The organism is Ruegeria sp. K11, assembly GCF_056531905.1.
Genome location: NZ_JBQFMP010000004.1, coordinates 122812 through 136493, shown reverse-complemented (window position 1 = coordinate 136493; position 13682 = coordinate 122812). Strand labels below are relative to the sequence as shown.

Annotated in this window: 14 protein-coding genes; 12 read left to right on the top strand and 2 right to left on the bottom strand. The window is 59.6% G+C overall.

From position 1 onward, the window contains the following. Positions 1-143 precede the first annotated feature (143 nt). Complete coding sequence (dprA, locus tag ACR0K4_RS07820; protein ID WP_480517731.1) at positions 144-1268, bottom strand: DNA-processing protein DprA; 1125 nt, start codon at positions 1266-1268, stop codon at positions 144-146. Positions 1269-1498: 230 nt separating this feature from the next. Continuing rightward, on the bottom strand, positions 1499-2920 hold the full coding sequence (tldD, locus tag ACR0K4_RS07815) for a metalloprotease TldD (RefSeq protein ID WP_480517733.1): 1422 nt from the start codon (positions 2918-2920) through the stop codon (positions 1499-1501). A 176-nt stretch (positions 2921-3096) separates the two neighbouring features. Between tldD and coxB the strand changes: the two genes are divergently transcribed. The 12 genes from coxB to ACR0K4_RS07755 all read left to right on the top strand — a co-directional run bounded on the left by coxB (position 3097) and on the right by ACR0K4_RS07755 (position 13660). Beyond that, on the top strand, positions 3097-4008 hold the full coding sequence (gene coxB / locus ACR0K4_RS07810; RefSeq protein WP_480517735.1) for a cytochrome c oxidase subunit II: 912 nt from the start codon (positions 3097-3099) through the stop codon (positions 4006-4008). 73 nt (positions 4009-4081) lie between these two features. Further along, on the top strand, positions 4082-5038 hold the full coding sequence (cyoE, locus tag ACR0K4_RS07805) for a heme o synthase (RefSeq protein WP_480517737.1): 957 nt from the start codon (positions 4082-4084) through the stop codon (positions 5036-5038). Beyond that, positions 5035-5196 carry a hypothetical protein gene (locus tag ACR0K4_RS07800; protein ID WP_162896804.1) on the top strand — a complete coding sequence of 54 codons (162 nt, stop codon included), beginning with the start codon at positions 5035-5037 and terminating at the stop codon, positions 5194-5196. The genes cyoE and ACR0K4_RS07800 overlap by 4 nt, the downstream gene beginning before the upstream one ends. After that, positions 5196-5771, top strand: a complete 576-nt coding sequence (locus ACR0K4_RS07795) for a cytochrome c oxidase assembly protein (RefSeq protein ID WP_480517739.1) — start codon at positions 5196-5198, stop codon at positions 5769-5771. Before ACR0K4_RS07800 ends, ACR0K4_RS07795 begins: the two co-directional genes overlap by 1 nt. A 22-nt stretch (positions 5772-5793) precedes the next feature. Next, a complete protein-coding gene (locus tag ACR0K4_RS07790; protein WP_480517741.1) occupies positions 5794-6609 on the top strand; it encodes a cytochrome c oxidase subunit 3 in 816 nt (271 codons plus the stop codon). A gap of 166 nt (positions 6610-6775) precedes the next feature. Then, entirely contained in the window at positions 6776-7453 is a 678-nt protein-coding gene (locus ACR0K4_RS07785) for an SURF1 family protein (protein WP_480853500.1), read from the top strand. Continuing rightward, positions 7450-8835, top strand: a complete 1386-nt coding sequence (gene thrC, locus ACR0K4_RS07780) for a threonine synthase (protein ID WP_480853499.1) — start codon at positions 7450-7452, stop codon at positions 8833-8835. Before ACR0K4_RS07785 ends, thrC begins: the two co-directional genes overlap by 4 nt. Next, positions 8832-10094, top strand: a complete 1263-nt coding sequence (locus tag ACR0K4_RS07775; RefSeq protein WP_480853498.1) for a M16 family metallopeptidase — start codon at positions 8832-8834, stop codon at positions 10092-10094. Before thrC ends, ACR0K4_RS07775 begins: the two co-directional genes overlap by 4 nt. Continuing rightward, positions 10094-10678 carry a GNAT family N-acetyltransferase gene (locus ACR0K4_RS07770; protein WP_480517997.1) on the top strand — a complete coding sequence of 195 codons (585 nt, stop codon included), beginning with the start codon at positions 10094-10096 and terminating at the stop codon, positions 10676-10678. The genes ACR0K4_RS07775 and ACR0K4_RS07770 overlap by 1 nt, the downstream gene beginning before the upstream one ends. A gap of 4 nt (positions 10679-10682) precedes the next feature. Beyond that, positions 10683-11231 carry a hypothetical protein gene (locus ACR0K4_RS07765; protein ID WP_480853497.1) on the top strand — a complete coding sequence of 183 codons (549 nt, stop codon included), beginning with the start codon at positions 10683-10685 and terminating at the stop codon, positions 11229-11231. A gap of 129 nt (positions 11232-11360) precedes the next feature. Then, positions 11361-12206, top strand: coding sequence for an MBL fold metallo-hydrolase (locus tag ACR0K4_RS07760; protein WP_480853496.1), 846 nt, complete (start codon positions 11361-11363; stop codon positions 12204-12206). Positions 12207-12244: 38 nt separating this feature from the next. Beyond that, on the top strand, positions 12245-13660 hold the full coding sequence (locus ACR0K4_RS07755) for an FAD-binding oxidoreductase (RefSeq protein ID WP_480853495.1): 1416 nt from the start codon (positions 12245-12247) through the stop codon (positions 13658-13660). Positions 13661-13682: the final 22 nt, after the last annotated feature.

Sequence of the window (13682 nt, the reverse complement as noted above, 5' to 3'; positions counted from 1 at the left end):
GCCATATATGGTGGTGCAAAATGTGTGGGGCAAGACGGGATTGTCAATGCGTTCCTTTTGCAGACGTTAAAATGGCTTGAGGCCAGTGTGCTATCCGCCATTGCGCCGGTACCGCACGCTTTGCCGCGACGCGCGATAAGTCGTCAATCTGCCAGTGACAAGAGCCCACCGGGCTGACGTTGGATTCGACCGTCGAGTTCCAGATCGACCAAGGCTGGTCCGAGCTCGCCAGCCGAGGCTGCAATATCGCGCAACAGCTGGTCTTCTGCGATGGGAGAGGGGCCAAGTCGCGCCAAAATCTGTGCCTGCAGCGCTGCGGCAGGTAGGGGCGCCGCGGGGCGTGGTGGTTCCGTCTGTTCGCGAAACAGATCATGTTGTCGCGGCAAGGCGTCGATCACGTCCTCGGCAGACCTCACGAGCGTCGCGCCGTCGCGAATCAACAGATTGCAACCGGCTGCGCGCGCGTCAAAGGGATGTCCGGGAACGGCCAGAACCTCTCGACCTTGGTCCAGGGCGTCGCGAGCCGTGATCAGGCTACCGGATTTTGCCGCAGCCTCGACCACCACGACCGCCTGTGCAAGGCCCGAGATAATTCGGTTGCGTCGCGGAAAATGTCGGGCTTGGGGTGTGACACCCATCGGTTGTTCGGATAGGCGCAGGCCCTGGCATGCGATCTGTCGCGCGAGATCCGTGTTCTCAGCCGGATAAATGACATCTACGCCGCCCGCCATTACCGCAATGGTCCCGGTTCCGAGCGCCGCAAGATGGGCCGAAGTGTCTATGCCCCGGGCCAGACCCGAGACGATGACGTGCCCCTCTTTCCCCAGATCAGTCGCCAGCCCGCGCGCCATGCGCGCACCGAGAGAGGAGCAGTTTCGCGCACCGACCATGGCGATTGCAGGTTTTTGCAAGAGCGAGACATCTCCGATTGCCCAGAGCAGAGGTGGTGCGTCCACCAGGTCAGTCAGAGACGTGGGGAAATCGGTGGCACCAAGGCACAAAAGCCGCGCATTGGCGGCTTTTGCGGCCTTGAGTTCTGCCTCAATCACGCCGGGGGGGGAGATTTCATACCCTTTGATTCCGGCAGCGCGCGCCATTTCAGGCAGCGCGGCCAGCGCATTCTGCGCTGAGCCATGTTCGCGCAGCAGCCGACGAAACGTCGCCGGGCCAACCTTGCGTGAGCGCAACAGACGAAGCCAGGAGAACCGGTCCTCTTCCGTGGTGGGTGGGAGTGTGGGGTGATTGGAAGAAAGCTGCTCTTCGGTCATCCGATGCTCCGCCTGATTGCAGAACTGGTTTACGGCGAATGGGGTTAACAGCTTGTAAATCGAAGAAAATTAGATGCGATTTTTTCCGAAATCGACGTAGAGAGTTTGCTTATGTATTTGAGGCGGAAGAGAAAATTCGTACGAATTTTCTTGGTGCGGATTGCGGTTCAGCTGCGATCCAAGAGCGCGCGGTGTTAGCCTTGCGCTCTTGCTCTTTCGCTGATTCTGTCTCAGGCCGCCGAACCACCCACGGTCAGCCCGTCCATCAGAACTGTCGGCTGCCCGACACCGACCGGCACCCATTGACCGTCTTTGCCGCAGGTGCCCATACCAGGGTCCAGCGCCATGTCATTGCCCAACCCTCGAATGCGTTTCAAGGCGGATGGTCCGTCGCCGATAAGCGTGGCACCTTTGACAGGCGCGCCTATCTTGCCATTTTCGACGCGATAAGCCTCGGTACAGGAGAAGACGAATTTGCCGTTGGTGATATCGACCTGACCGCCGCCGAAGCCAACGGCCCAGATACCGTCTTTGATGTCAGCCACCAGTGCGGCAGGGTCCGCATCTCCGCCCAGCATGATCGTGTTGGTCATGCGCGGCATCGGTTTGTGCGCATAGCTTTGTCGCCGTCCGTTGCCCGTGGGCGCGACGCCCATCAGACGCGCATTCTGGCGATCCTGCATATATCCTGTCAGGATGCCGTCTTCGATCAGCACCGTCCGCGAGCTGGGCGTGCCTTCATCGTCCATGGTGATCGAGCCCCGACGGTCCGCAATCGTGCCGTCATCAACGACCGTCACCCCTTTCGAGGCAATTTGCTGCCCCATAAGCCCGGCAAAGGCCGAACTGCCCTTGCGGTTGAAATCGCCCTCAAGCCCGTGTCCGATGGCCTCGTGCAGCAGGATACCGGGCCAACCGGGGCCGAGCGCGACTTCCATCACACCGGCAGGGGCGGGTACCGCATCCAGATTGACCAAAGCGATGCGCAGCGCCTCGCGCGCTTTGCCCTGCCAGTCTGCTGGATCAATCAACCCGTCCAGCCCGACGCGACCGCCACCACCGGCCGAGCCGCTCTCGCGCCGTCCGTTCTGTTCGACGATGACCGAGACGTTCAGGCGGGTCATTGGGCGCACGTCACGCACCAACACGCCGTCAGGCCGCAAAATCTCGACCTCCTGCACGGCGGCGGCGATGGTGGCGCTGACCTGTACCACCCGTGGATCCAGATCGCGGGCAAAGGCGTCGATAGCGCGCAAGGTCTCAATCTTGACCGGAAAATCAGCGGACTCGATCGGATCTTCGTCTGTGTACAGACGAACATTTGTGGAGCGGGGGGCGTCAGACAGGGTACCGCCACCTTCGCCCACGGCCAGCCGGGCCGTTTCAGCGGCACGTTTCAGCGCCGGGATCGACACATCGGTCGAATGCGCATATCCGGCCACTTCTCCCTGTACGGCGCGCAGGCCAAACCCCTCGGACGCGTCATAAGACGCGGTGCGCAAACGGCCATCGTCAAAGACCAGAGATTCGGATTTCCGCCTCTCGATAAACAGCTCTCCGTCCTCGGCTCCGGCAGTGGCTGTCTGCAGAACCGCAAGCGCCTCATCCTGCGGAAGAGTGCTTTCAAAGGGGCGAAACGGGGCCTGAGTCATCGGTTGCGACCTTTCGGGTTTGATCCAGATCAAAAATAGCGTCTGTTTGACGCAAGCATTTTGCTTTATCTACCCGACGGAATATGGTTTTTAACGCGGCCAAAGACAACGGGAGAGGTGCGACCGATTCACACCTTTTCGCCAGGGACGCAAAGATCAAACGATCAGGACAGAAAATGAAGAATGCTTTGATGCTTTCGGGGCTTGTGACAGCCCTCTCCAGCCTTCCCGCCATGGCTCAGGAGCTTGAGATTATTGGCAAGCCGGTCGATGGCGGCATGGGCTTCCAACCTGCAGCCACCAGCCTTGCCGAAGGGATTCGGGATCTGGACGGTCTGATTCTGGTGATCATCACAGCGATCTGTCTCTTTGTCGCCGGCCTACTGGTCTATTGCATTGTGCGCTACAACGAGCGGGCCAACCCGACGCCGGCGCGGTTCTCGCATTACACGCCGGTCGAGGTCGCATGGACTCTGGGCCCGATCCTGATTTTGGTCTTTATCGGCGCGTTTTCGCTGCCTGTGTTGTTCAAACAGCAGGAAATTCCCGAAGGTGACGTTGTCATCAAGGTGGTAGGGAACCAGTGGTACTGGACCTACGAATATGTCGATCACGATTTCGCCTTTGACAGCTATCTGCTTGGCCATCCGGCCACACTCGACGAAGGTGCACGCCCGGCGGATGCAGACGTAACCCCGTTTGTTCTGGATGATGCAATGCGCGCCAAACTGGCCGATGCAGGCTATGGCGAAGACGAGTGGCTGCTGGCCACTGACACCGCCGTTGTGGTGCCCGTGGGCAAGGTCATCGTGATGCAGGTTACTGCGTCCGACGTGATCCACTCGTGGACTATCCCCTCGTTCGGCGTGAAGCAGGACGGTGTGCCCGGTCGTCTGGCCGAGCTGTGGTTCCAGGCCGATAAGGAAGGCATCTATTTCGGCCAATGCTCGGAACTGTGCGGCAAGGACCATGCCTATATGCCGATCACCGTGAAAGTGGTTAGCGAAGCGGCGTATGAGGAATGGCTGCAGGGTGCTCTGGAAGAGTATGCGGGTCAGCCTGCTGCGTATCAGGTGGCCTCGAACTAAGCCCATCTCGGGTTAGGTAAAACATGCGGGCTGCGCGGGTTTCGCGCAGCTTTTGCCCCGAAAAGGACCGGACATGAGCGACGCAAGCTTCAACGCCAGCACCGTCACCGCGCAGCCCCGCGCGGACGAGGCCAGCTTCGGCGACTATTTCGCCTTGCTGAAGCCGCGGGTGATGTCGCTGGTGGTGTTTACCGCTCTGGTCGGGCTGCTGGCGGCTCCGGTGCCTGTGCACCCGTTTGTAGGTTTCTGCGCCATTCTGTTCATTGCCATCGGCGGTGGTGCGTCAGGTGCGCTGAATATGTGGTGGGATGCGGATATCGACCGCGTTATGAAGCGCACCAAGGGCCGCCCCATCCCCTCGGGCAAGGTTGAAGAGGGCGAGGCGCTGGCGCTGGGTCTGGCGCTGTCCGGTCTGTCGGTGATCATGCTGGGGCTTGCGACCAACTGGTTTGCAGGCGCGTTTTTGGGCTTCACCATCTTCTTCTATGTCGTCGTCTACACGATGTGGCTGAAACGCTCGACACCGCAGAACATTGTGATCGGCGGCGCCGCAGGAGCTTTCCCGCCTGTGATCGGCTGGGTCGCGGCTACGGGATCGATGACGCTGGAGCCGTGGTTGATGTTCGCCCTGACCTTCATGTGGACGCCGCCGCATTTCTGGGCGCTGGCGCTGTTCATGCGGTCCGATTACGACGATGCGGGCGTGCCGATGCTGACCGTGACCCACGGACGCCGTGCGACGCGCTGGCACATTCTGGTCTATACGGCTCTGCTGGCGCTGCTGGCGGTCGGGACGTCATTCTCGGGCATCGGCGGCCCAATCTATCTGACCGTTGCGGTGGTGATGAACGCCCTGTTCCTGCGCGGCGCGTGGCAAATTTCGCGCCGGACCGAGGACGACTCGGAAGCCGACAATTTCAAGGTCGAGCGCAGTTTCTTCAAGCTGTCGCTGCTGTACCTGTTCCTGCACTTTGGTGCGATTCTGGCCGAGGCCCTGTTGAAGCCCTATGGGCTGGGAGGCTGGTCATGAGCCTGCGCAAAAGCCACGAGCTGCATCAGCGCCGGTTCAGCCGCAATCTGGGCGTCGGCCTGACGCTGGCCGCGTTCATTGTGATCATCTTCGGTCTGACCATCGTCAAGGTGTCAGGCACCGATTTCAACATGGCGACGCAAGAGGTGCAGAACTGATGGCGTTGTCGGGTCCGCAGAAAACGGTTGCGCAGACCGTGGGTGTGGTTGTCCTGATGGGCAGCCTCGCCTGGGCGGCGGTGCCGTTTTACGACTGGTTCTGCCGTGTCACCGGATTTGGCGGCACCACGGGTGTGGCCGAAGCCGCGCCCGAAGATGTGCTGGATCGCGTTGTGACCGTGCGGTTCGATGCCTCGAAGGCCAAAGGCATGGCTTGGGAATTCAAACCGGTCGTGCGCGAGATGGAAGTGCGCATCGGCGAAACCGGTCTGGCCTTTTATGAGGCCTATAACCCGACCGACCGACCCATTGCGGGACAGGCATCCTACAATGTGACGCCCTATTCCGCCGGTGGGTATTTTGAGAAAATCGCCTGTTTCTGCTTTGAAGAGCAGGTTTTGCAACCGGGTGAGCGGGTCGAGATGCCCGTCAGCTTTTTCGTCGACCCCGAAATGGTCGAGGATCTGGAAGCCAAGTATGTGCATACGATCACTCTGTCGTATACATTCTACGAAATTGACCTGCCCGAGGGCTATGCCGCCCTTGACGTGCAGGCTGAGACAAACAAGAACTAACGCCTGTAGGTGAGGGACGCTGATGGCACACGCAAAAGACCATGACTACCACATTCTGAACCCCTCGATCTGGCCGTTGATCGGCGCGGTCAGCGGTTTTGTGATGCTGTTCGGAGCCGTCCTTTGGATGCACGGCATCACCGCCTGGATCTTCTGGATGGGGCTGGTGGGTGTGCTCTACACCATGTTCGCCTGGTGGTCCGAAGTGGTGGTCGAAAGCCGTCAGGGCGACCACACGCCCGTCGTCCGCATCGGGTTGCGCTATGGTTTCATCCTGTTTGTGATGTCCGAGGTGATGTTCTTCTTTGCCTGGTTCTGGTCGTTCTTCAAACATCGCATGTACCCGATGTACGACTATGCCGGCACCGAGTACATCCAGCCGGATATCCACGCGGTTGACCCGTTCCATCTGCCGCTGATCAACACGCTGGTCCTGTTGCTGTCAGGCTGCGCGATCACCTGGGCACACCACGCGCTGGTGCACAACAACGACCGCAAGGCGCTGGTGCAGGGCCTGGCTATCGGTATCGTTCTGGGTATCGCCTTTACCGCGCTGCAGGCTTTTGAATACTATGAGTTGCTGGCCCATGAAGGCTGGGAATTTGGTGGCGACCAGTTCTATTCGAACTTCTTCATGGCGACCGGTTTCCACGGCGCGCATGTGATTATCGGTACAATCTTCCTGACGGTCTGCTTGATCCGGGCGCTGAAAGGGGATTTCACGCCCGAGAAACACGTCGGGTTTGAAGCGGCCGCCTGGTACTGGCACTTCGTGGACGTTGTCTGGCTGTTCCTGTTCTTCGCCGTCTACATTTGGGGTCAGGCCCCGCTATTCTGATCGGCCTCAGATGATCCAATTGCAAAAGCCGCCCCTTGGGGCGGCTTTTTCTCTATCCGGGGCACAAGATTGCGCCCCATACAATTGCGTGGTTGCATTCCAGTATGTGCCGCCCTTAACAAGACGCCGTTGAAACGCCCCCGAAGCAACCAGACTTGGTCCCGTCATGCGCCGTATCCTGTTTCCGCTGATATTTGGTATTGCCGGTCTGGCAGTCCTGCTGTCGCTGGGGATGTGGCAGGTTCAGCGGCTGGCGTGGAAGAGGGGCGTTCTGTCCGATATCGAAAGTCGGATTTCTGCGGACCCTGTGGCTCTGCCGGATCAGGTCGCGGCTGGCACTGACAGGTACCTTCCGGTCACGGTTTCGGGCGAGATGGAACCGGGAGAAATCCACGTTCTGGTCTCGGTCAAGCAGGTTGGTGCGGGGTATCGGATCATCCAGTCTTTCAGCACTGAGGGTCGGACCATTCTGGTGGATCGGGGCTTTGTTCCGGTGAGCGCGAAAGACACTGCGCGGCAGACAGGGCAAATGGAGGTCACCGGCAACCTGCACTGGCCCGATGAGATCGACAGCTATACGCCCGAACCCGATATTGACGCCAATATCTGGTTCGCCCGCGACGTGCCCAATCTGGCCGCTGCGTTGGGGGCCGAGCCCATTCTGCTGATCGCGCGGTCTGAGACTGATCCGGGCGTGACGCCTCTGCCCGTGGACACGGCGGGCATTCCGAATGATCACCTGCAATACGCAATTACATGGTTTGGTCTGGCCTTGGTCTGGGCCGCGATGACCGCATATTTCTTGTGGCGCAGCCGCGCCCCGTCTGAGAGTGAAGCGACATGAAATACATCTCGACCCGTGGGCAGGCGCCCGAACTGACATTTGAAGAAGCGATGTTGACCGGGCTGGCCCGTGATGGCGGCCTGTACCTGCCCGCCGAGATCCCGGTTATGAGCCATGACGAGATCGCCGCTCTGGCCGGTCTGCCCTATGAGGAAATCGCGTTCCGTGTGATGTGGCCTTATGTCAGCGCTTCGTTCTCGGAAGATGAGTTCAAAGACATCATCGCCCGTGCCTATGAAGGGTTCGGCCACGATGCCCGCGCTCCGCTGAAGCAGCTCAACGAAAACCACTTCCTGCTGGAGTTGTTCCACGGGCCGACGCTGGCCTTCAAGGACTTTGCGATGCAGCTCATCGGCCAGCTGTTTCAGGTGGCGCTGAAGCGGCGCAATGACCGTGTAACCATCGTGGGCGCGACCAGTGGCGATACCGGCTCGGCCGCGATTGAGGCGTTCCGGGGGCTGGACGCGGTCGATGTGTTCATCCTGTTTCCCCATGGCCGGGTGTCTGAGGTGCAGCGCCGCCAGATGACGACACCCGCCGACAGTAACGTACACGCGCTGGCCGTGGATGGGGACTTTGACGATTGTCAGGCCGCGCTAAAGGATATGTTCAACGATTTCGACTTCCGCGACGGGGTCAAGCTGGCCGGTGTGAACTCGATCAACTTTGCGCGGGTTCTGGCGCAGATCGTCTATTACTTCTCGGCCGCTGTCAGCCTTGGTGCGCCGCATCGCAAGGTCAGTTTCACGGTGCCCACCGGCAATTTCGGCGACATCTTTGCGGGCTATCTGGCCAAGCGCATGGGGCTTCCCATCGACCGTCTGGTGGTGGCGACCAATCAGAACGACATCCTGCACCGGTGTCTGTCGGGTGAGGGGTACTTCAAGGGAGAGACCATCCCCTCGATCAGCCCGTCGATGGATATTCAGGTCAGCTCGAATTTTGAACGGGCGCTGTACTATGCCTATGGCGAGGATGGCAGTGCCGTGGCGCAGTTGATGGATGAGCTGAAAACCGGTGGCTTCAACGTCAGTCAAGGTGCGATGGAATCGCTGCGTGAGAGTTTTGACTCGGGACGCGTGTCCGAGGATGAAACGCTGGAGACAATCAAGCACACGCTGGCGCACAGCGCTGAACTGGTCTGCCCGCACACGGCGATTGGCATCAAGGTCGGTGAAGAGCATCGCACGGACACGCCGATGGTTACTCTGGCCACTGCGCATCCGGCCAAATTCCCGGCAGCGGTCGAGAAGGCGAGCGGGGAACATGCCCCCCTTCCATCCCGCATGTCTGATCTGTATGAACGACCGGAACGGGTGACACGGATTGCCAACGATCTGGGTGCCCTTGAGGATCATATCAGAAGGCATATCGCTGAGTGACAGTCAGACAAGACCAACTGAAGAACGGCTTTCGTATCGTCAGTGAACATATGCCGGGGTTGCAATCGGCGGCCATCGGCATCTGGGTAACCGCCGGTGGGCGGCATGAGCGGATTGAGCAGAACGGCATCGCGCATTTCCTTGAGCATATGGCGTTCAAGGGAACCGAGCGGCGTTCTGCGCTTCAAATTGCCGAAGCGATCGAGGATGTGGGTGGCTACATCAACGCCTATACCTCGCGTGAGGTGACGGCCTATTACGCGCGCGTTCTGAAAGACGACGTGGCGCTGGCGATGGATGTGATCGGCGACATCGTTCTGAACCCGATCTTCGACCCGCGCGAGATCGAGGTCGAGCGTGGCGTGATCCTGCAGGAAATCGGTCAGTCCTATGATACGCCCGACGATGTGATCTTTGACTGGTTGCAGGAACAGAGCTATCACGATCAGCCGCTGGGTCGCACCATTCTCGGACCGTCCGAACGGGTCAGCGCGTTTTCGCGCGAAGACCTCTCGGGTTTTGTGGCTGAACACTATGGACCGGAGCAGATGATCCTATCGGCGGCGGGTGCTGTGGATCACGATACCCTGATGAAAATGGCCGAAGAGATGTTTGGCCACTTGCAACCTCGCAAAGGCCTGATCCCGGAAACCGCCCGCTTCACCGGCGGTGAAGCGCGGCAGGAGAAAGAGCTGGAACAAGCGCATTTCGCACTGGCGCTGGAAAGCCCCGGTTATCGCGATGATGCGATCTATACCGCCCAGATTTATTCGACCGCTTTGGGCGGGGGCATGTCCTCGCGCCTGTTCCAGGAAGTGCGTGAGTCGCGTGGGCTGTGCTATACGATCTTCGCGCAGACCGGGGCTTATGCCGATACCGGGACGACCACGATCTATGCCGGAACGTCCGCTGATCAGGTGGGCGAACTGGCGACGATCACCATCGATGAGATGAAGCGCGCCGCTGATGACATGAGCGCCGAAGAGATCGCCCGCGCCCGGGCCCAGATGAAGGCCGGGATGCTGATGGGGCTGGAAAGCCCGTCAAACCGGGCCGAGCGTCTGGCGCGGCTGGTGCAGATCTGGGGACGTGTGCCCTCGCTTGAAGACACCGTGGCAAAGATCGATGCGGTCTGCACCGAGGATGTGCGCGCTTTTGCCGAAGACATGGCCATTCAGGCCCCAGCGGCGCTGGCGCTTTATGGTCCCGTCTCGGGCGCGCCATCGCTGGAGGAGTTGCAGGCGAGGCGCGCGGCGTGATGTTGCTGGGCCGACGCAAGCTGAAACTCGAAACCGAGCGGCTGAGCCTGCGCCCGCCCGTACATTCCGACTTCAACGACTGGACCGCACTGCGACGGGCGTCCAAGGACTATCTGGTGCCGTGGGAGCCCATCTGGGCCAAGGACCATCTGAGCCGCAAGTCCTTCACCAACCGGGTCTATTGGGCCCAACGGTCGGTGGCCAGCGGAACCGCAATTCCGCTGTTTCTGTTCCGGCGCAGTGATGACGTTTTGATGGGCGCGATCACCCTGGACAATGTCCGGCGCGGCCCGGCGCAGGCCGGAACACTCGGCTATTGGACAGGGCAGGCGTTCGCCCGGCAGGGGTATATGCGCGAAGCCATCGGCGCAGTGGTCCACTATGCCTTTACACGTCTGGACCTGAGCCGGATCGAGGCGGCCTGTTTGCCCGAGAACAAACCGTCGCGCGGATTGCTGGAAAGCTCGGGCTTCAAATACGAGGGCGTGGCGCAGTCGTATTTGCAGATCAATGGGCGGTGGCGGACGCATGTCCTGTATGCCTCGTTGCGGTCGGACCGGCGGGGCAAGACCGACGCGGGGTAGAGCAATGGCGCGGACAAAGAAACCCACAGTCTGGATCAGCGACGCTATGGCCAGCCCGACGAACAATCGGGCGTTTGACAGCGATATCCTTCTTGAAAACGAGAAGCAGGGATTAAGTGCAATGCTGCGCAATCAAGCGGGTGAGCCCTTGGCCGCTGAGCACTTTCCTAAAGAAATGTACTCGAAGTACCGCAACAAAAAAGAAAAGAAACAGCCGCACCTGTTCTTAGCTGGCGGGGCACGGACAGTTTCTGGAGAATGCGCCGCTGTTTTGCGGAATTTCGATCTGGGCGATGGAAATTTATATCCGGTTAAACTGTTTCAGCATGATCGCATTACACCCGTTGAGGGTGAGTATTTTTGTATAAATTTCGGTAATCAAAAAACAGCGGTTTTGCCAGGTGAATCACGGAATATTGGAAAGCCGTATCCAGATTACGATATTTGGCAGCCGCCAATGGTCATGAAAGACAATGATATTGCGGTCAGTGCGGCTGCCTTGGATGGTCCCGACATATGGGTAGACACTGTTATGCGAATGCGTTCTTCGTGAGCGACGCGCTAGCGAGGGCGTTGCGAGACGCAAAGGTTTCCAGACCGTTCAGTTTGCGTAAGTGTGTTGTGATTTAGGTCAACACCCTTAGCCGCTTTTTCACTAAGCTACTGTCTGCACGCGTGACATATGCGGACGGTACGCTACACTTTGCATATGCGCTGTTTGATTGCGGCATTGATATTGGTTTCAGGCGGGGCTTCGGCGCAGGAGCGGCGGCCGAGCCATTGCATTGCCATTGCAGACGCAGCACCTGGGATTGAATTCGTCCAAAAGGCGGCGTGGCAGGACCCGGTGCCGGAGTTTTCGGTTCGGATCAGCTATGTCGCGCATGCGTCTTTTTTGATCCAGACCCGGGGTGGCCTGAATGCGGTGACGGATTTCACGGGGTTTATCGGCAGTGCCGATCTGATCCCGGATGTGGTGACCATGAACCATGCCCATGACACTCATTGGACCGCGTTTCCCGATCCCGCCATTCCCCATGTATTGCCGGGCTGGGGCGAGTTCGGGCAGGGGATCGAGCATCATCTGGATCTGGGTGAGATGTTGGTGCGGAATGTCTCGACCGATATCCGGTCGGTCTACGGTGGGGTCGAGGAACGTGGAAACTCGATCTTCGTGTTCGAGATTGAGGGGCTTTGCATCGGCCATCTGGGGCACTTGCACCATATCCCGTCCGACGAACAATTCGCGGCGTTGGGCCGGCTGGATGTGGTGATTGCCGCTGTGGACGGGGGCACGACAATGCCGCTGCCCGAGATGATCTCGGTTCTGAAACGGCTGAAAAGTTCGGTCATCATTCCGATGCATTGGTTTTCCGGGTTTTCGCTGGATCGGTTCCTTGTCGACATCCGGGATGAGTTTCCGGTTGTGCGCGATGGCGTGTCCGAGATCACGGTTTCATTGCGGTCTCTGCCGGACCGTCCCACGGTGGTCGTGCTGGAACCGCAGTATCTGATCGATCTGGAATAGGGCTTGCCGGGGCAGCCTGCGTTGGGCATGGAAAGGGTATGAGTTTGAACCCTGCCGATGACGCTTTTTCCCAATCCCTTCGCGATGTGCTGGGCGATGACATCCTGAGCCCGGTCTCGGCGCGTTATATCGAAGAGCCCCGGCGACGGTTTGCCGGGCAGGCGGGGGTGTTGGCCTTACCCCGTACCGTGGATCAGGTTGCCGCGCTGGTGCGGCTGGCGTCCGAGGCTTTTGTGCCCGTTCTACCCTATGGTGGGGGTACGGGGCTGGTCGGCGGTCAGGTCATGCCCGACGGTCCTGCGCCTTTGCTTGTGTCTTTGGAACGCATGAAGGCGATCCGTGCCGTCTATCCGACCGAAAATATCCTGATTGCAGAGGCAGGCGTCATTCTGGCCGAGGTTCAGGCAGCGGCGGAAGCGGCAGATCGGCTGTTTCCCTTGGCCCTGGCTGCGCAGGGGTCTTGCCAGATCGGGGGCAACCTGGCCACGAATGCGGGCGGGGTCAATGTGCTGCGTTATGGCAATGCGCGTGATTTGTGCCTGGGGTTAGAGGCGGTCTTGCCAAACGGGCAAATCTGGCATGGGCTCAGCCGGTTGCGTAAGGACAACACAGGCTATGATCTGCGCAACCTGCTGATTGGGGCGGAAGGGACGCTTGGTATCGTCACGGCGGCTTCTCTGAAATTGTTTCCGCGTCCCGCAGCGGTGGGCACGGCGATGATCGAAGTCCCTTCGCCCGAGGCCGCGATTGACCTGCTGGCTTTGGCGCGGGATCAGATCGGTGATGGCGTCACCACATTCGAGCTGATCCACCAGCAGGGGCTTGCGTTTCTGTCCGAAGTGTTGCCCGAGATCCGCCAGCCGTTCGCGCATCAACCGCAATGGACCGTGTTGATCGAGATCGGACTGTCCGCAGGTCAGCGCCCCGATGCCACCCTGGAAACCCTGTATATGGCGGCAGAGGGCCGAGGGTTTGTGACCGATGCTGTGATCGCCCAAAGTGAGGCGCAGCGACTGGCCCTTTGGGCCGTACGCGAGCAGATTCCGGAAGCCAATCGTTTGATCGGAGCGATCTCAAGCCACGATATCTCGGTTCCGATCTCGGAAATTCCCGAATTTATCCGGCAGGCGCCTGATGTTGTTGCGCAGTTCGGTGTTTTCCGCATCAATTGTTTTGGACATTTGGGGGATGGGAACCTGCACTACAACGTGTTCCCGCCGCCCGGGCGGTCTCGGTCAGAGTTTGATGCTCTGAGCGGAGATATCCGGCAAGCGGTTCATGATCTGGTGCATCAATTCGGTGGTTCGGTCAGCGCTGAACACGGGGTGGGGCGTCTGAAAAGCGGGGACCTTGAAACCTATGGTAATCCGGTAAAGCTGGGCGCTATGCGCGCTATAAAGTCTGCGCTGGATCCCAAAGGCATCATGAACCCCGGCGCAGTCTTGAAGCCGTAGGCGTGGCCCGGCCAGAACCGGA